This is a genomic window from Sphingobacterium sp. UBA865 (assembly GCF_002295765.1).
GTDB classification, from domain to species: domain Bacteria; phylum Bacteroidota; class Bacteroidia; order Sphingobacteriales; family Sphingobacteriaceae; genus Sphingobacterium; species Sphingobacterium multivorum.
Map to the genome: position 1 here is coordinate 82,337 of NZ_DBGB01000033.1, position 18,392 is coordinate 100,728.

Below are 18,392 nucleotides of genomic sequence, written 5' to 3' on the forward strand. Positions count from 1 at the left end.
AATCTTCTCATTTTTCGAATAAAGGACAACAGAAATATAATATTCGTTTGATCTTTTTATAAAAAGGTTTCGTCTCTTCGACCTTACAATTATTTTATTTAAATGAGAGCTTATTCAAAACGGTATTGTCTAAGACCAACTTAACCTATAAAAAGAAAAAGGCCACTTAGACAGTATCCAAGTGGCCTTAAAATCTTATATTGTAATCTGTTTTATTTTCCTTTAGCCTTCTCTGCCTCGATCTGCTTTACAAACTCTATAGTGACGTCCGCTAATTCGGCTATCTCCGATATCGAAAACTTATTCGAAGACAAAAGATTTTTTATTACTTCCGCCTTTCCTTCAGCTTTTCCGATAACTTCTCCCTCAGCCATTGCTTTTTCGCGCGCTCGTTTCAATTGCTCCTCCTGACTACTTCGGATACTCTCGGCATCCCATTTATTCCTTAAACTTACGTTGTACATCTCTCGTTCCTCCGGTTTTAGTTTGCTATACTCTGCTAACTGAAATAACTTCTCAAAAATAGGCTTACGCAAATAAGTGGAAAGTCCATTTAGCGAAGACATATTTTTGAGTACATAAAGCCAACGATCTAAATCATTAACTAACTCTGCCTCAGCTTTAACAAAGTTAACCAATTCCACATATATAAAGCCTAGATCGTCATAAAATATTTTACCATGATCTCGATAACATAAACAAATATCGTGCAGAAAATACTTCTCATCCCCCGCATCAGGCATTGCAAATCCATCCATCAGTACAATGATATAAACTTCACTAATTGCATAATTCCAAGCCCTTCGGTTGCCTTTGGGTGCCTGATCCGCTATCAATTTACTGCTGTAATAAAGCATGCGCTTTTTCAAATTATCCTGCGCCGTGCGCTGCACTTCAATAATAAAACGTTCGCCATTGTCTGCCGTGCAGGTCAGATCAAAAATAACGGTACCGATATCCTCTGTATCCCCGACATGCTCATTTTTGTTATAATACAGGTCGGCAATAATCTTGCGTCCTCTAAACAGTTCGTTTAAGAAAGCGATCAGAAGATCTTTATTGGTATCTGATCCGAAAACTTTTTTAAATCCATAATCTGTTGTAATATCGATATATTTCGACTGTTTCAACTCACTCATAATACATTGTTTTTAAATTGGTTAACAATGCAAATATAAGTAAAAAAGCATTTTAATACTAATATTTTTAGCGTAAAAACATTAGTATGTATATGAATTAAAACAACTTCCCCAATGAAGATCATTTCCGTCCTATTCACTCCTCGGATCGGGTTTTAGTGGCATCTTGGCACAGCGGATCACCTCAATAGAAGGGCAACCATATTCCAGAACAATTTTGCCTTCAACCAAATAGATTCCGGCCCCACGGAGCGGATATTTGGCTAAGGTCTGTGGGAAATGGACGGTATCAAAAAATCGTCCCTCGGCATCGAGGAAAGTACCAAATTTCATCAGGTCGCCACGCTTGGTCTTCACAAATTTCTCACAGACAAAATCCCCCACCACACGGACTATCTTTCCTTCATGCAGATGGAGTTCCCGAGCGGGCATATCGCCCCGGTAATCGCTTTTGGTAAGATCAAATAGCGTACCCGTTACGCAAAAGCCAATCAGCTCCATCTCGTCATAATAATCCTCCAGGATATCTTCTTCCAAAGGGGGAAGAATAGGCTTGCGACTTTCGGTCTCAAAGAGCGCCATACCTGCTGCGACAGGCTTATGCTTGCTCATCATCAGGTGAGCTGCCCACAGCAATTGCTTTTTCCCCGTCCCCGTAAAGCGCAAGGCACCTACACGAATTAGGATAACAACCTGCTCAATACCCGTCTGTGTGCGCTTAACAAAATTTTCCAGGCTCGTGTACTTGCCATTGGCTTCGCGCTCCTCAATAATGCGATGGGCCAGTTTACCTTCCAAATTGAGCAGGCAGTCAAAACCCAGGTAAATATCCTTACCCTGAATGGAGGTATTAAAGACCGACTGATTGACACACGGCAGGCAGATATTGCCCCCTGAAATTCGTGCTTCATTGACATAGACCTTACGATTGTAAAACCCACCATAATTGTTGAGCACCGCAACCATAAACTCCAAAGGATAGTAGGTCTTGAGGAAAAGACTCTGATAACTCTCTACGGCAAAGGATGCTGAATGCGCCTTGTTAAAGGAATAACCGGCAAAACTCTCCATCTGCCGCCATATCTCGCGGCTAGTCTTCTCGTCATAGCCTTTGGCCTTACAGTTGGAAAAGAATTTATCCTCGATTTCGATCAGGTGGTCTTTGCTCCGGTATTTGCCCGACATCATCCGCCGGAGCACATCGGCATCGGCCATATCGAGCCCGCCATAGGCATTGGCGATCTTCATCACATCTTCCTGATAAACCATCACGCCGTAGGTCTCTTCGAGCTGCTCCTTAAATACGGGGTGTGGATAGACGACCGTCGTGGGGTCGTGATGCCGACGGATGTACTCGCCCATCATGCCCGAACTGGCCACGCCGGGCCGAATGATGGATGACGCAGCCACTAAAGTCAGGTAATCATCGCAACGTAACTTGGTGAGCAGCTGCCGCATAGCCGGACTCTCGATATAGAAGCAGCCGATGGTATTGGCCGATTTGAGCTGGGCGGCAATATGGACATCCTGAAAAAAACGCTTGGGGTTATCGGTATCAATGACCACGCCCAAGTTTTCCCGCACAATGGTACGGCAATCTTTGATATGGCCGATGCCACGTTGCGAAAGGATATCGAACTTTTCAAAACCGATATCTTCGGCCACGTACATATCAAACTGCATGGTAGGCAATCCCTTGGGCGGATTGTCCATCGCCGAATAACAGGTTAATGGTTCCTCTGAGATCAGCACGCCACTGGCGTGTATGGTGCGTTGATTGGGGAAATCGGCCATGCGGTTGTACACGCTTAATATGGTGTTGGTTACTTCATTCTTGTTGAGCATATGCTCGGGTTCATGCACGAGACGGTCGATCTCGGCCTTGGGCAGTCCATACACCTTACCCAGCTCGCGCAAGATGCTGCGGGAGCGAAAGGTGCTCATGGCCCCCATCAATGCCGTATGTCCTGTCTGATAACGGTTAAAGATATAATCGTACATCTCGTCGCGCTCATTCCAGCTAAAGTCCACATCAAAATCAGGAGGACTCTTGCGCTTGGGATTGAGAAAACGCTCAAAGGGAAGTTTGAGTGCTATGGGGTCAACATCGGTGATCCCTAAGCAGTAAGCAACAGCAGAATTGGCCCCCGACCCGCGGCCTACGTAGTGAAAATTGCGGCCACGCGCGTAGCGGCAGATATCGTCCGTAATCAGGAAATAACTGGAGAAACGCAGGTTTTCGATAATCTCAAGCTCGCGCTGAATGCGTTCGGTTGCGACCCGATCATTGCGGCCATAGCGCCTGGTAAAGCCATCCATGCAGTACTTGTGCAGGAGCTGCTTATCGTTGTAGCGGTTACCGGTAAAGGTTGCTTTATTCTTGACACTGGTAAAATCAAAGCTGAAAGAACACTGGCCCAGTATACGGTTGGTGTTGGCCAGCAATTGGGGCAAGTCGGCAAATAAGCGCATCAGCTTCACACGAGGAATAAATACCTCGTCCTCAGCAGCTATCTGCTCATCGCCGAGCTGCGAGATCAGCAAGTTGTTATCAATCGCCCTCAACTGCCGATGTAAGGTATAATCGGCCTTTCGGAAACTGACTGGTGCGAGTATCACACAGCGATCGAGCACCTTGCGGTCCATCAGTTGGGCGCGGGTACGCTCGCTGGGCCGGATGCCAATGTATTCAAAATCCCGCAATGGAAAGCTATCGAGCTTGCTAAAGGGATAGATCACAAAGACCTGCTCGAAGTCAGGCGATCGCTCCGGTGTAGGGCGATTTTCCATGTTGAGCTTGGTGCGGTATTCATTGATCTCACGAAAGCCCTGTTCGTTTTTGGCAATGGCGACAAAACAAAGCTGATCGCCGTTGCGGAATTCCATTCCCGCCAGTAAATTCAGTCCGGCAGCGCGGCCCAGTTTAATGAAGTCCAGCGATCCCGAGCTGTTATTAATATCGGTAAGCACGGCAGTGTCATAACCGCCGGCCAGCATGCCCGAAATAAGATCCTGCAGGCTGAGCGTGCCAAAACGCAGGCTATAATAACTATGTAGATTTAAGAGCATGCTCCCCTCCTTTCTCTGGCAGCGGTGCACAGATGGCCTTCATCAGAAATTCGGCCCCATAGCGTTTTCGGATCTTGTCCATGGCCTGCATCAGGTTGACCTCCTCCGCGCTATCGTCAAAGAGATCGGTCTGATAGGAACCGTATATTAGGCCCGAGAACTTGATCCCGATAAGCCGTATCAGCATCCTGCGGCTATAGAGTTTCTTTAAGAGTGCAAGTACCACATCGGTAAGCTTTCGATCCGAATTGGTATAACCGATTTGCAACTGTTGGGTATGGGTATCGAAGTTGCTGTAACGGATCTTGAGGGTAACGCAGCTCGTCAGCTTCTGCTCTTTGCGCAGATCGAAAGCGAGCATATCGACCATACTGATCAGCGTTCGGCGAAGGACATCCATATCGATAGTATCCTGCTGGAAGGTGTTCTCCTTGGACATGGACTTTTGCTCCCGAAAAGGTACCACCAGCGAATCGTCCAGGCCATTCGCTTTACGCCAGATGTTGATCCCGTTTTCCCCGAGGACCTTCTGCATGGTGAACACTTCCATCTGCTGTAAGGTTCCGATTTTGGAGATCCCCATATTTCGGAGCAGGGTAAAGGACTTCTCGCCTACCATGGGAATTTTACGGATGGATAGTGGTGCGAGGAAACCTTTTTCGGCACCATTTTGCACCTGCTTTTCACCACAGGGTTTGGCCGTACCGGTGGCAATCTTGGAGACGGTCTTGTTGACCGACAGGCCAAAGCTAATGGGCAATCCAGTCTCTCGGATAATACGCTGGCGGAGTTCCTGGGTCCATTTCCAACAACCAAAAAAGCGGTCCATACCGGAGACATCAAGGTAATGTTCGTCTATACTGGCTTTTTCGACAATAGGCGTTTCTTCCTCGATAATTTGTGTAACTATACCCGAATAATGACTGTACCGATCGTGATCGCCCCGGACTACAACGGCTTCGGGACACATGCGTAGTGCCAGCCGCATCGGCATAGCGGAATGCACGCCAAACTTACGGGCTTCATAGGAACAAGACGCAACTACCCCGCGGTCACTACTTCCTCCTATGAGCACGGGTACTCCGATGAGCTTGCTGTTCTGCAAACGCTCGACAGATACAAAAAATGTATCGAGATCACAATGTACTATACTCCTCTCCATGTTTTTTTCAATTGTATCAAAGGCCCTGTATTGTCGCCTTTGATTTTTGGTAATTGCCGCATTCAAAATTACTAATATTATTAGCAAACAATCAACAGCGAGAAATGATTTAATTTTTATCACATTCATTGTCAGCGATATAATTTATAGTAAAGGATTGGCTTAAACTTCACTTACTTATGGCGGAAATGCGGTGCGCATGCCTATAAGCCCATGAAAGGAAATCTGGAGCAACTGCTCGCTCAAACCTGCACAACTCCACTTTGGGAGGACGATTTATTGTCAATAGACGATGCGCGATTATTGGTGGGTACAGAAAGCGTACAAGATGATTGGATCGTGCTGGTAAAGCAGAAAAGGGAAAAATAAAAAGCCTCCCTTGTTAATTGGTTACATGTTAACGGGCTTCGGCGGCTTTGAGCTAAAGCAAAAGACCTTACCTAATTACCTTATCATTGCTGTTATTGATTAGCCTTAGTATTGTTGCGAGCGGAAAGAACTCAAAAAAACAATAGAGCAATTCGAAGACTCTTCGACAGAGATTGATTCTAGTGAATTTAAAAATAATATCACTCCGCCATACAACCTATTCTATTTAATCTTCATCACCTTCATTTAATGAATTATTCTTTCACCGTGAACATCACCGAACACCTAATGGTTTGACACATATTGATGTTGCATATACGTTATCTTTTGAGAAAAATACCCTTCATTGAGATGTGAATAGTTGTGTGCTATTATTTTTTGAACCAAAATTGTTTTGGATGTGTTCCTTTAAAACACAGATTAATAATTGGTTAAATGTACACACATTCTAAAATATAAATTATGAAAGCAGCAGTATTCCATAAGCCCGGCGATATCAGGGTCGATAATGTACCTGACCCAGCTATACTTGACCCAAGAGACGTCATTCTAAAAGTAACCGCGACCGCAATATGTGGCTCCGATCTACATATTCTAAGCGGTGCAGTCCCGCAGAAGGAAAACCTGATCATGGGACACGAATTTATGGGCATCGTAGAGGAAGTGGGCTCAGAAATCACCAATCTAAAAAAAGGCGACCGTGTAGTAGTCCCCTTTCCGATCGCTTGCGGAAAATGTTTTTTCTGTACGCATGAAGCATCTCCTGCCTGCGAGAATTCAAACTTTAAACACTATGGTCCCAACGGGGATTTGATGGATCAAAAAGGTGGTGCACTCTTTGGCTATACTGATCTTTACGGAGGATATTCTGGCGGTCAGGCTGAATATGTACGCGTTCCTTATGCCGATATCAGTCCTCGGATTATTCCCGAACACCTGACTGATGAACAGGCTTTGTTTTTAACAGACATTTTTCCTACCGGATGGTCTGCGATTGATTGGGCAAATCTGAAAGGCGGTGAAACTGTTGCAATCTTTGGTTCGGGTCCTGTCGGCCTGATGGCTCAAAAAGCAGCATGGCTTAATGGTGCTGGTCGAGTTATCGCTATAGACCCACTGGACTATCGATTGGAGAAAGCGAAAGCAGTCAATAACGTTGAAATCCTAAACCCACATAAAGTAGATGTTATTCAGGCAATTCGTGAAATGACTGACGGAAGAGGAGCCGACGTGTGCGTAGATGCAGTAGGCTTTGAGCCCGAACGAAATTTTATGGATAAAGTAAAAGCAACGATAAATTTTGAAAAAGGGTCGATAAAAGTATTGGAAATGTGCTTTGAAGCGGTCAGACGAATGGGAACAGTATCGATCATGGGCGTATATGGTTCACCATACGATAATTTCCCACTATTCAGGATTTTTGATAAAGGTATCACCATTAAGCAGGGTCAAGCCCCTGTTCTTAACTATATTGACAAGCTTGTGAACCTCGTCAGCGAAAATAAAGTAGTTCTCGATGATATTATCACCCACACCATTCCGCTTACTGAAGCGGAGCATGGCTATAAAATCTTCAATGAGAAAGAAGACGATTGCGTTAAAGTAGTTTTGAAACCCTAAGATAAATTTGCGAGGAAAAATCACGAAAAACGAGCAGGCTTGCTGTAAACATTAAATGATTTTTCCTCGCGGTTTATCGTTCGGTTAATGCTGCTAGGCCTTTTCGCAAATCGCTAAAATAGCTTCGCAAGTATTCCTTCAAAAGTTACCAAAATATTTTATCCATATTTTTGCTGTGCTTTGGTCTACTTTCTCTTCAAGCGTGTAAGCTGTAATCCCCCCTTTAAAATTAACTGCAGCACTTTCGATCTGGGACCACCCCATCTGCAAATATTTTTTGTAAATCAATCATACGCTTTAAGACGATAGTAAATACTATATCAGATAATTAGAGTTTATTTCTATGCATTATTGAAGCTACAATAGTTCATTTATTTTTAAGTAATACCGCAAAGCTAGTTTTGGTAGACTTGTATCGATTTTCTATATTACCCCAATTTATAAACGGCTAAATCTATATTTGCTGTCGGCTTTTATAATTTATCAAAAATTTTCCCTTTAGGACAGAGTTGAATTCGTTGATACAAATAAACTGTGTATATTTAACATTTACTTATACAATCTCAAACTACCGTTAAACATAAATGCAGAAACCATGATTTTAATTGTAGATGACCAAGAAGAAAACATATTTTCATTAAAGAAGCTCTTAGAATCAAAAAATTTTTTAGTGGATACTGCCCTCTCTGGTGAGGAAGCGCTAAAAAAATCCCTGAAAACCGACTACGTACTCATTATTCTGGATGTCCAGATGCCGGATATGGATGGATTTGAAGTTGCAGCAACCCTACGTGGCCTCAATAAAACAAAAAATATCCCGATAATATTCCTATCGGCAGTCAGCAAGGACAAAAAATTCATTACGCAGGGATATGCTTCCGGTGGTCATGATTACGTCACTAAACCTGTCGATCCGGATATCCTGAATCTGAAAGTCAAAACTTTCTATGATCTCCATGAAAAGACAGTCGCTCTCAATAAAATGCAGGAACAGCTTCTATCTGAAATCGAAGAACGCAAAAAAGCCCAGCGTGCCCTTGAAAAACAGGTTGACCAGCTCCACCTGACACTCGAATCCTTACCGCAGCTGGCTTTCACTGCAAATTTTGATGGGGGCATAAAATTTGTCAATTCCCAATGGTACCGATTTGCTCGGTCCGCTGAATCTTTTCCACCCACACATCCCGATGACGAGGAGATCAAAATGCTATGGACTGACGCTGTGTCACACAGAACGGTTTATGAAAAAGAAGTCCGCATCAAAGAGCTTAGCGCAGAAAATTACAAATATTTTCTTCTTCGCATAGCACCGATACGCGAGCAGGAATCGGGCCCAATTTGGGTGGGAACCCTGACGGACATTGACCACAGAAAACAATTGGAAAAAAAGAAAGACGAATTCTTGAGCATTGCCAGCCACGAACTAAAGACACCTCTGACCAGTATTAAGGGTTATGTGCAATTTATGATGCGTCTGATCGGCTTAAACGACATTTCTTCTATCCAAAAACATCTCCTTACCCTAGATGGACATGTAGATAAATTACAGGAGCTGATAAAAGACCTGCTCGATATTTCTAAAATTGATAGCGGCCAGCTAAATTTAAGAAAAGAGGATTTTGTAATTGAAAACCTGATTGAAGAGACTATATCCTCAATGAGACAGATGAATGCCGATGTTGATTTTTATTTTCATTACGATCCCAATCTTATCAACCACATGATAAAAGCTGATAAGAGGCGTATAGAGCAAGTCTTGATCAATTTTCTCAGTAATGCGATAAAATATTCAGTCAATAGGCCCTGTATAACAGTAGACATACAATATGAATCTGACTCAGTTAGTGTATTTGTCACCGATTGCGGTATAGGTATCCCGGAAAACAGGCAAAAACACGTGTTTGATAAGTTTTACCGTGTGGAAGAATCGTCCGTAAACTTTCAGGGTCTGGGGATTGGTCTTTATATCTGCGCTGAAATAATTAAGCAGCACAATGGAACTATCGGTGTACGCAGTGCCCCCTCAGGAGGATCTACTTTTTATTTTTCTTTACCTTTAAATTGAACCAGGCAATGCCAAAACGTTTTTTAAGAGATCTGCAGATCGGCTTTGGATTTTCACTGGCCCTGTTATTGACCAGTTCGACAGCATCATATCTAAGTATCCGTAATCAGATTCATAATAGTCAAATGGTTGATCACAGTAGACGTGTCATTGCACGCTCGAACAGAATTTTGATCGACCTACAAAATGCCGAGACTGGACAGCGGGGGTTTCTGCTCACCGGAAGAGAACATTTTCTGGAACCCTATTATAGCAGTTCCCGCTCCCTCCCTCAGTCAATTGCCACCGCCCGTGACCTGGTATCGGACAATCTCCCGCAGCAAAAAATAATAGATAGCATCGGCCAGCTGGTCGAGTCCCGATTGAATAAACTGGCCGGACTGGTTAACATAAAAAAGGCCCGGGGTACGGTGACCTTAGCGGACATGGAGGAGGGCAAGAAATATATGGACAGATGCCGTGCGCTTCTCGCCAGACTTGTGGACAATGAGGAGAAATTGCTCGACAGTAGGTCCGGAAGGCTCAATACGGCATCAACATTGACTTCACTTTTTGTGATCATCGCTGCGATTTTTTCGCTGTTCATTACCATATTTTCTTATATAAGGCTTAGAAGGGACCTGGCGAAACGGGTACAGCTCGAACAAGACCTTAAGAAAAAAGATAGGGAGATCACCCAAAGACTCGTCGCAACACAACGTATTGCGGGACAGATTGCTGCCGGAAACTATTCGGTTAAAATCAATGACCAGGAGCATGATGAACTAGGAAGTTTAGCCGGTTCACTAAACAATATGGCAGATTCGTTAAAACAATCTTTCGATGAACTTAGCGACAATGAATGGCGCCAGACCGGGCTCGCCTTGCTAAACGAAGTTTTAGTCGGCAACAAAGTGAAAGAAGATCTAGTTTCCGATGCATTGCAAATCTTAGTCACTTATGGGGAATGTGCCAACGGCTCCCTTTATATCCTTGAGCATACGCAGCTAGCACTGATAGGAGCCTACGGCCATGAAGATTCGATGCGGCAATTTATCGCACCCGGAGAAGGCGCTGTCGGTCAGGCGTTTGTGGACGGCAAAGTACGGATCATAGAAAATCCATATCCTTCGAAAAATGTGGTCAGTTTTACTGCAGGATATTTACCCCTGCATTCGATCTTATTACTTCCAATTTTTGATGGTCACACCTGCATTGGTGTTATTGAACTTGGTTCTTTCAGGAAATTCGAGGAACCCCAGATGCCATTTTATAGAGAAGCGGGCCGTCATATTGGTGCAGCGATTGTTGCAGCTCAGGCGCGGCTGAAAGTACAGCAGCTGCTTGAAGAAACGCAATCGCAGACAGAGGAACTTCAGGCACAGCATGCCGAGCTGGAAAATCTCAATGCAAATCTTGAAATCCATACCCAAAAACTCCAGACGTCCGAAGAAGAACTACGCGTACAACAGGAAGAACTGCTGCAAGCCAATAAAGAACTGGAGCAACGCTCTGCAATGCTAGAAGAAAAAAATATACTGATAGCAGACCGAAATCAGGAAATTCAGAAAAAAGCGGAAGAACTGGCGCGGAGCACGAAATATAAGTCAGAATTTTTGGCAAATATGTCACATGAGCTGCGTACACCGCTCAATTCAATTTTGCTTCTATCACGCCTAATGTCGGATAATCCCGAAAAGAACCTGACAACCGAACAGATTGAATCGGCCGAGGTGATCCAATTATCGGGAAAAAACCTATTGACCCTTATCGACGAAATTCTCGATCTTTCAAAAATTGAGTCCGGTAAAATGGAACTCGATTATCAGCAGGTTGCAATTTCGGATCTCACAAAAGACCTGGACAATCTATTTTCTCCGATTATAAGGGAAAAAGCACTCTCATTTACAATAAAATTGGCAGACAACCTGCCAAAGACAATACGTACTGACCGCCAGCGACTGGACCAGATCCTACGGAATCTATTATCGAATGCCATCAAGTTTACGAAAGAGGGACAAGTCACACTTTCCGTCTTCCCAAGCGAGGCACAAGATGGACAGATTGCTTTTGCCGTAACTGACACCGGTATAGGAATTGCACCGGACAAACAGGACGTCATATTTGAAGCTTTTCAGCAGGCTGACGGATCCACACGCCGTAAATTTGGCGGGACAGGTCTTGGGCTTTCGATCAGCCGTGAACTCTCGCGTCTGTTGGGCGGAGAGATCCGTTTAAGTAGCCAGGAAAAAAAAGGAAGTACCTTTACCCTTTTAATTCCCGAAAATCTGGAAGAAAATACTGTTACGACAACGGGAGAGCTTATACAGTCCATTGCGGAAAACATCGAAAAAACACAGGACATCATAATGTCCAGTAGTCCGCATACCGTTGACATTATCCCGCCGGATGTTGATGATGACCGGAATGATATAAAAGAGGACGATAAAGTGATATTGATCGTGGAAGATGATGTTAATTTTGCTAAAGCGCTGCTTAGGTATACCCGGCAGCAAAAATATAAAGGGGTAGTCATCGTGCGTGGAGACCAGGCAGCTGATGCAGCGATAAGGTATAAGCCTACGGCGATTTTATTGGATATTCAATTACCTGTAAAAGATGGGTGGCAGGTTATGGCAGAGATTAAAAACAATCCAATTACACGTCCGATTCCAGTCCATGTTATGTCATCTTTTGAAGTTAAACGGGAAAGTCTGCTCCAAGGGGCTATCGATTTTATGGATAAACCTATTGCGCTGGAACAAATGGCGCAGATGTTTATAAAAATTGAGGAAGCACTTGCCCGGAATCCGAAAAAGGTGCTTATTGTAGAGGAAAATTCAAAACATGCAGCAGCACTTGCTAACTTTTTGGAAAGCTATGATATCATTTCTGAAATAAAGACTACCGTTACAGAAAGTGTCGACAGTCTCTATTCTGATAAAGCAGATTGCGTTATACTGGACATGGGCGTTCCGGGCAATATGGGATATGACACATTAGACTCGATACGACAAAAACCCGGTTTAGAAAATATACCTATCATTGTATTCACAGGGAAGAATCTTTCGAAATCTGAAGAGCTAAAATTGAAGCAATATGCCGATTCGATTGTCATCAAAACGGCAAATTCCTACCAGCGAATACTGGACGAAGTTGGACTGTTTTTGCATTTAGTAGGAAACCATCCTGGTGAAGAATGGTCAAAAAAATCGTCTTTAGGAACCATCAGAGAAGTACTGCAAAATAAAAAAGTTCTTATCGTCGATGACGATATACGCACTATTTATTATCTCTCTCAAGCGCTTGAAAGGTATCAGATTAATGTTGTTTCTGCAATGGACGGAAAGGAAGGTCTAGACAAAATTGAAGAACACGATGATATTTCTGCTATTCTTATGGATATGGTGATGCCCGAAATGGATGGGTATGAAACGATTAAAATGATTCGTCAAAATCCCCATTATAGTGAAATACCGATAATTGCCATAACAGCAAAAAACATGATCGGTGACAGGGAAAGGTGTATCATAGCCGGGGCCTCTGATTATATTTCAAAGCCCGTGGACACCGATCAATTGCTTTCATTATTACGTGTATGGTTATACAACTGATTAAAATATGGACAATAAAAAATTGATTCTGATCATCGATGATGAACCTTATAATATTTTTGCCCTAAAATTGGTTCTTAAGTCAAAAGGTTATGCTGTACTAAGCAGTGCTTCCTTAGCAGAAGGGCTTGAAATACTCCATCAGCATAAAAATATCAATATCGTGCTGATGGATATGATGATGCCTGAAATAGATGGATATGAAGGCATTGCCAGGATCAAGGGATCCAGCGAAATATTTAACGATGTTACCATAATTGCGGTTACTGCTCAGGCCATGTCCGGTGACCGGGAAAAATACCTAAGTGCTGGCGCAGATGGTTATATTTCTAAACCTATAGATATCGACGAACTTATTCCGCTGATCGAAAAATTTTAAGAATGGAAAAGAAGAAAATATTATTGTTTGACGATGACAAACAATTGCTGGAGATGATTTCTATGATATTGGAGAGCTTCGGATATTCAGTAGCTGTGTCCTCTACCTCCCACGACGTGATAGAAAAGGTTACTGAGACAAAGCCTGACTTAATTTTAATGGATAACTGGATACCCTCCATTGGAGGAATTGAAGCGACTCAGTTACTCAAAAACCATCAGGAATTCAAGAGAATACCGGTAATTTATCTTTCCGCGAACAAAGATATAGAAAGCTTGGCTAAACTGGCAGGAGCTGATGACTACCTGGAAAAACCATTCGACATCGTCGATCTGGAGAAGGTGATCAATAAAATGCTAAATTTAAATTATTAAGATCTTTTACTCCCCAAAAATTTATCAATCTGGGGCACCAATTTTATTATTTTAGGGATTAACGACATACTTGATATTTGCACTAATGCTTTACCTGGTATAGACACTATGCTATCACAGCGATTTCAAGTATTAAACGATCTATATTGCGTAGTTTATCAGTTAACGAAACCGATCCCAAGAAGGTTCACTTTATATATAACAAAGGCTTATTACCAGAATCAGCATACATCTTAAAGATCATTGGACTGAAGCATTTGAATGCTGGTATCTGTATTGGGTACTCACGACAAATGAGCCACAAGAACTGCCAAAAAGTGACTACCAACTACAGCAATATCAACAGCATAAACAGGAGTTTAACCATGCACAGCTGAATAGTATTATTGCCTTATGGACGGAAAGGCAAGCTGACGCCGTCGGACATTTTAAAGCCAGAGGACAAAACATCAATAGTTTGTTTAACAAAAAGGGATCGAAGGGAATGCGTCGCAATTCACTCCGCACTATTGTGAACAGAGAATTTGAACTATTTACAGATTTTTTCCCGGTATTGTTGGTCAATCCATCTGTCTGCAGTTCTATCCTACCACTGGAGGAAGGAATTTTTGATGTGGTCATATTTGATGAGGCCAGCCAGTTGCGTCTCGAAGATACGTACGCGGCCCTGATCCGAGGAAAGGCTAAAATTGTTTCCGGTGATAAGCACCAGATGGCTCCCTCCTCTTACTTTGAAGGAAGTGGAGCGCTACTTGACCCGATTGATGATGAGATAGAAGATCCCGAAGATGAATTTTCAGATCGGACTGCACTGCAAGCGGCTCAGCTTAATCTTGCAGATAGCGAATCTTTACTCGCTTATGCTGTAGATAAAGGCTTCGTTGAATCGTATTTAAAAGTCCATTATCGTTCGAAACATCCTTATCTTATCGACTTTTCCAATCATGCGTTTTACGGAAATAGATTGATGCCTGTTCCGGCAAAAGAACACTACACTCCTATTGAATACTTACAGATTGATGGATTGTATGAAGGACAGGTAAATAAGCAAGAGGCATTGAAAGTGGTCGAGTTGTTACAACAGATCATGAAGGATGCGAAAGATAGTATTCCAAGCGTGGGTGTTGCTACATTCAATATCTACCAACGTAACTTGATCCTGGAGGAACTGAGTGCAGTTCGCCAGAACGATACTGTATTCGATAGCTTAATGGCGCAGGCAGGAGATTCATTCTTTGTTAAAAATCTCGAAAACATTCAGGGAGACGAACGGGATATTATCATTCTGTCCACGACATTTGGACGGAAAGCTGACGGCTCGTTTAGTCAAAACTTTGGTCCGATTATACAAGGTAAAGGACATCGCATGTTGAATGTAATCATTACTCGAGCGCGGTCAAAAGTATATGTATGTACCTCTTTCCCGCAGGAGTATGTTGGTCAGTACCCAAATCTTATCCAACAGAAGGGCAATAAAGGCCGTGGAATTCTGTACGCTTACTTTACCTATGCGAAAGCGGTAAGTGAGGGGAATGACGAATTGCGAAGGGGCATTCTACAGCTGTTGAGTCAGTATTGTACAGATAAACTGTATGAACCAGCGGAATTTAGCTTGGGGTCTGAGTCTCCATTTGAAGATGAAGTATTCGAACAACTTGCACAGCATATCGGTGCAGACCGTTTAGAACAGCAGCATTCCGTAGGCGGTTTTAGGATTGATATTGTTGTAAAATCAAAAATAAGCCACAAACCACTCATCGCAATAGAGTGTGATGGCGCAAAATACCATAACAGTCCTGAAGCTTACGCATGGGACAGCTTCCGCCAGGAGCAACTTGAAAGATATGGTTTTATATTCCATAGGATATGGTCCATTAAATGGTGGGATGATGCCAATGGAGAATTGAAGCGACTACTTGATTTTATCCGTCAACAGGATGAAGAAGAAGCAAATTTGAACAACCACGTGCATGTGGCAACGAAAATCAATATAAGTGATAATTAGCGAATCGCCATTGATAGAACCGATAATTCGCAGGTAACCAGCACAAATAATGTTATCTCATTGGTTTCCGACTCCTATTAAAGGTTATCGAGGCAACAATCGTAACCACAATAACCTTTAAAAGGGAGCTATTCACACCAAATGACGAAGTCTGATCTCACGTTCAGGCTTGATAACTTAAAAGATGCATATTAATTATCACTTTTGATGGCATTACTCCTACAGCACTAAATCTAGTTTCGCCAGAAAATCAGGTAGTCAATTTGCAACTAAGAATCGCATGGTCATTTGATACGAAATTTACATATAATAGAAGTTACTCGATATCCTAAAAATACACAGGGTAAAATACCTAAAATCAGCAATACCCAAAACCATATAGGATTTTTAGTCGACAACCATAGCCAACCCAAGACCAGTATTATTAAACCACCAACTATAAGATTTTCTCTTGGCTTGCCCCCTATCCTCGTAGTAGCCATTCCACCCAACACACAACTAACCCAAACACAAAAAAGTTTGATGATAAATTGGGAAAAATTGGTGGCAGCGATTTCCTGACTGGCAAATATTTCTAAAGATGACGTGAACAGCAAGCCTTGCATTTTTGCAAAAACAGAACTCATTAATCCTATCGTTCCGAATCCAACTATGACGGAAAATATCTTTCTAAAATTCATTATCTAAAATTTAACTGGTCTTCCGTTAATACAATTGGATCAATCATTATTTTTTGCACATCAGCCTCAGAGGCGGCTCTGAATGAATGGACAAAACTGTTTAATTTTTCTTTACTATCAGGGATAAATGATGCTGAATTATTTTTTGCATTAGCCTGAAATTTCTGAATTATTGGCTGCATCATGGTATCATAATTGCAACAAGCCGTTTTTAAATCATTCGGATTTTGATGAATAAAATGAGCTAGCGCCTTTGCTCCATAAATTGATAAAGATGCTCCCATTCCCGATAGCGCAGTGGGACAATACCCCGCATCTCCCAATAAAACCACATTACGATTTACTAAAGTGGATGAATTTATCATCCCCATTTTATCAATAAACATTAGACCGTTATCCACAAAGCGACCTAACAAATGCTGTATATCTTCATTATACCCGGCAAAAGAAGTTTTGAGTATTTCATTAGCTTTATTTTGAACAGATGGTAAATCTCCTGTATCATGTAAATAGCACTGAATGGCTATTTCATCGGAAGCAATTGGATAAATAGACAGCATCTTATTCACATCAATATAGATATTGAATTTGCCAACCTCATAAGAATGATGCTCTCTCAATCGTCCACCCATATAAACAAATTTAAAATCCGCTAGCGTACTTTCCGGAAAATAATTTTGTCTTGTTGTAGAGCGTAACCCTTCTGAAACGATAAGGAGATCGGCCTCCAACACGGTTCCGTTGTTGAGTAATATTTGAACTTTGTCTTCATCATGCATTACGTTTTCAACAGAAGATGAGAAATGAATACTCACTTCATTTTTTACGTCGTTGTATAAAACGTGATGCAATCCGCCTCGCGTTATCAGTACGGAACGTTCAATATTCTCGTTCATTTTCTCATAGCTAAGACTTTGTATAATTGAATCGTCTGACTCCCTGAAATTTACAAATTCAGAGGGTGACGATGCTTGTTGTAATTGTTCTGCTAATCCTAATTCTTCAATAATACGAACGCCAAAACTCTTAAGCGAAATAAGAAATCCGGATTTACTGAATGATGCCGCTCTTTCCAAAACAGTCACCTTATGCCCTTGTTTGCTCAACAGTTTTGCAACAGTCAATCCAGCGATGCCACCTCCTGAAATAATAATATTTTTTTTCATTTTTTTCATTTTTATACAGCAAATATCTTTCTATATTTACAGATAAAATAGACCAAATTAAACTAATAATAGTCCAAAAAATTATGTTTGATGAAAAGCGTAAAATGAGAAAACTTGCTGAAAAACTTGGCATCTCCTTATCTTCTATTGAAAATGAGATAAAATTTTTGAATTTCAACGAATTGAACATTGTGGACTTGATGCCCGAGATGTTAATAATGGTTCGCTCTTTAATTGCCAGCAAGACTTTTGCTTATAAAAGAAAACCAATCAGGACAATAGAAAAAGGACTACTCATTTCGTTTCAAAATATTCTTATTAACAAAAAATCGGCAAATGCCATTAGTAAAAGATCTTTGAACAATCAGCCTCATGTTCGTATTATACCTTCACATTTGGAAAGTGAAGTGTTATTTCCTAAAGATGTCCACGTACAGCAAATCAGCATTTTAGTTGAGCTGGAATACCTGAAACATTTTGTAGGAAATGATGCAGATAAATTGTCTTATCTTTTTGATATAGAAAAAACCTTTTGGATAGAAGAATTTTTGTCACCTGAAATGACTGATTTAATTGCTCAATTAGCTGACCTTTCAATAGAAAACATTTTACCGCAAGCTTTTTATCGGTTAAAAGCACTTGAACTTATTTATCTGCTTTTCAGCAATTTATTAAAAAGGAAAAAAACAGATTATTTCCATCTTAACAACGCTGAAATTGATGCGGTTTATTTGGTTCGGAATACGATATGCATATTCCGCACCATACTAC

General features: G+C 41.8%; 14 protein-coding genes. 8 read left to right on the plus strand and 6 right to left on the minus strand.

Annotation, left to right across the window (positions count from 1 at the left end):
• Positions 1 to 212 precede the first annotated feature (212 nt).
• The 3 genes from B2O97_RS18810 to dinB form a co-directional block, all read right to left on the minus strand.
• Positions 213 to 1,139: an Rpn family recombination-promoting nuclease/putative transposase gene (locus tag B2O97_RS18810; RefSeq protein WP_070568761.1), complete on the minus strand. Its 927-nt coding sequence runs from the start codon at positions 1,137 to 1,139 to the stop codon at positions 213 to 215.
• 132 nt (positions 1,140 to 1,271) lie between these two features.
• The gene (locus tag B2O97_RS18815) at positions 1,272 to 4,208 is read right to left on the minus strand and encodes a DNA polymerase III subunit alpha (protein WP_112374604.1); all 2,937 of its coding nucleotides are present in this window, start codon (positions 4,206 to 4,208) and stop codon (positions 1,272 to 1,274) included.
• On the minus strand, positions 4,189 to 5,370 hold the full coding sequence (gene dinB, locus B2O97_RS18820) for a DNA polymerase IV (RefSeq protein ID WP_112374820.1): 1,182 nt from the start codon (positions 5,368 to 5,370) through the stop codon (positions 4,189 to 4,191). Before dinB ends, B2O97_RS18815 begins: the two co-directional genes overlap by 20 nt.
• A 213-nt stretch (positions 5,371 to 5,583) precedes the next feature.
• Between dinB and B2O97_RS18825 the strand changes: the two genes are divergently transcribed.
• Together B2O97_RS18825 and B2O97_RS18830 are read left to right on the plus strand one after the other, a co-directional pair.
• Positions 5,584 to 5,739, plus strand: a complete 156-nt coding sequence (locus tag B2O97_RS18825) for a hypothetical protein (RefSeq protein ID WP_159332907.1) — start codon at positions 5,584 to 5,586, stop codon at positions 5,737 to 5,739.
• 462 nt (positions 5,740 to 6,201) lie between these two features.
• Positions 6,202 to 7,359 (plus strand): zinc-dependent alcohol dehydrogenase, encoded by a 1,158-nt coding sequence (locus B2O97_RS18830; protein WP_088161295.1) that lies wholly within the window; start codon positions 6,202 to 6,204, stop codon positions 7,357 to 7,359.
• Between the two features lie 138 nt (positions 7,360 to 7,497).
• On the opposite strand, the gene B2O97_RS18835 is transcribed toward B2O97_RS18830, so the two are convergent.
• Positions 7,498 to 7,623, minus strand: coding sequence for a hypothetical protein (locus tag B2O97_RS18835; RefSeq protein ID WP_256603312.1), 126 nt, complete (start codon positions 7,621 to 7,623; stop codon positions 7,498 to 7,500).
• Positions 7,624 to 7,954: 331 nt separating this feature from the next.
• On the opposite strand from B2O97_RS18835, the gene B2O97_RS18840 reads away from it, so the two are divergent.
• The 5 genes from B2O97_RS18840 to B2O97_RS18860 all read left to right on the plus strand — a co-directional run bounded on the left by B2O97_RS18840 (position 7,955) and on the right by B2O97_RS18860 (position 15,775).
• On the plus strand, positions 7,955 to 9,424 hold the full coding sequence (locus tag B2O97_RS18840) for a hybrid sensor histidine kinase/response regulator (protein ID WP_112374603.1): 1,470 nt from the start codon (positions 7,955 to 7,957) through the stop codon (positions 9,422 to 9,424).
• An 8-nt stretch (positions 9,425 to 9,432) separates the two neighbouring features.
• Entirely contained in the window at positions 9,433 to 13,017 is a 3,585-nt protein-coding gene (locus B2O97_RS18845) for a response regulator (protein WP_070568397.1), read from the plus strand.
• Positions 13,018 to 13,024: 7 nt separating this feature from the next.
• Complete coding sequence (locus tag B2O97_RS18850) at positions 13,025 to 13,396, plus strand: response regulator (protein ID WP_286767913.1); 372 nt, start codon at positions 13,025 to 13,027, stop codon at positions 13,394 to 13,396.
• Positions 13,397 to 13,398: 2 nt separating this feature from the next.
• The gene (locus B2O97_RS18855; RefSeq protein WP_070568401.1) at positions 13,399 to 13,770 is read left to right on the plus strand and encodes a response regulator; all 372 of its coding nucleotides are present in this window, start codon (positions 13,399 to 13,401) and stop codon (positions 13,768 to 13,770) included.
• Between the two features lie 457 nt (positions 13,771 to 14,227).
• Positions 14,228 to 15,775 (plus strand): AAA domain-containing protein, encoded by a 1,548-nt coding sequence (locus tag B2O97_RS18860; RefSeq protein WP_286767914.1) that lies wholly within the window; start codon positions 14,228 to 14,230, stop codon positions 15,773 to 15,775.
• Positions 15,776 to 16,059: 284 nt separating this feature from the next.
• Here the strand turns inward: B2O97_RS18860 and B2O97_RS18865 are convergent, their stop codons facing one another.
• Together B2O97_RS18865 and B2O97_RS18870 are read right to left on the minus strand one after the other, a co-directional pair.
• The gene (locus B2O97_RS18865; protein WP_286709303.1) at positions 16,060 to 16,455 is read right to left on the minus strand and encodes a hypothetical protein; all 396 of its coding nucleotides are present in this window, start codon (positions 16,453 to 16,455) and stop codon (positions 16,060 to 16,062) included.
• Positions 16,455 to 17,621, minus strand: a complete 1,167-nt coding sequence (locus B2O97_RS18870) for an FAD-dependent monooxygenase (protein ID WP_172462372.1) — start codon at positions 17,619 to 17,621, stop codon at positions 16,455 to 16,457. Before B2O97_RS18870 ends, B2O97_RS18865 begins: the two co-directional genes overlap by 1 nt.
• A gap of 83 nt (positions 17,622 to 17,704) precedes the next feature.
• Between B2O97_RS18870 and B2O97_RS18875 the strand changes: the two genes are divergently transcribed.
• Positions 17,705 to 18,392, plus strand: a 688-nt coding sequence (locus B2O97_RS18875) for a hypothetical protein (protein WP_286767915.1), incomplete at its 3' end; no start/stop codon positions are given.

Excerpts from the sequence above, each read along its gene's own strand:
- B2O97_RS18810 (WP_070568761.1), bottom strand. The coding sequence starts at position 1,139 with ATGAGTGAGTTGAAACAGTCGAAATATATCGATATTACAACAGATTAT.
- B2O97_RS18815 (WP_112374604.1), bottom strand. The coding sequence starts at position 4,208 with ATGCTCTTAAATCTACATAGTTATTATAGCCTGCGTTTTGGCACGCTC.
- dinB (WP_112374820.1), bottom strand. The coding sequence starts at position 5,370 with ATGGAGAGGAGTATAGTACATTGTGATCTCGATACATTTTTTGTATCT.
- B2O97_RS18825 (WP_159332907.1), top strand. The coding sequence starts at position 5,584 with ATGAAAGGAAATCTGGAGCAACTGCTCGCTCAAACCTGCACAACTCCA.
- B2O97_RS18830 (WP_088161295.1), top strand. The coding sequence starts at position 6,202 with ATGAAAGCAGCAGTATTCCATAAGCCCGGCGATATCAGGGTCGATAAT.
- B2O97_RS18835 (WP_256603312.1), bottom strand. The coding sequence starts at position 7,623 with ATGGGGTGGTCCCAGATCGAAAGTGCTGCAGTTAATTTTAAAGGGGGG.
- B2O97_RS18840 (WP_112374603.1), top strand. The coding sequence starts at position 7,955 with ATGATTTTAATTGTAGATGACCAAGAAGAAAACATATTTTCATTAAAG.
- B2O97_RS18845 (WP_070568397.1), top strand. The coding sequence starts at position 9,433 with ATGCCAAAACGTTTTTTAAGAGATCTGCAGATCGGCTTTGGATTTTCA.
- B2O97_RS18850 (WP_286767913.1), top strand. The coding sequence starts at position 13,025 with ATGGACAATAAAAAATTGATTCTGATCATCGATGATGAACCTTATAAT.
- B2O97_RS18855 (WP_070568401.1), top strand. The coding sequence starts at position 13,399 with ATGGAAAAGAAGAAAATATTATTGTTTGACGATGACAAACAATTGCTG.
- B2O97_RS18865 (WP_286709303.1), bottom strand. The coding sequence starts at position 16,455 with ATGAATTTTAGAAAGATATTTTCCGTCATAGTTGGATTCGGAACGATA.
- B2O97_RS18870 (WP_172462372.1), bottom strand. The coding sequence starts at position 17,621 with ATGAAAAAAAATATTATTATTTCAGGAGGTGGCATCGCTGGATTGACT.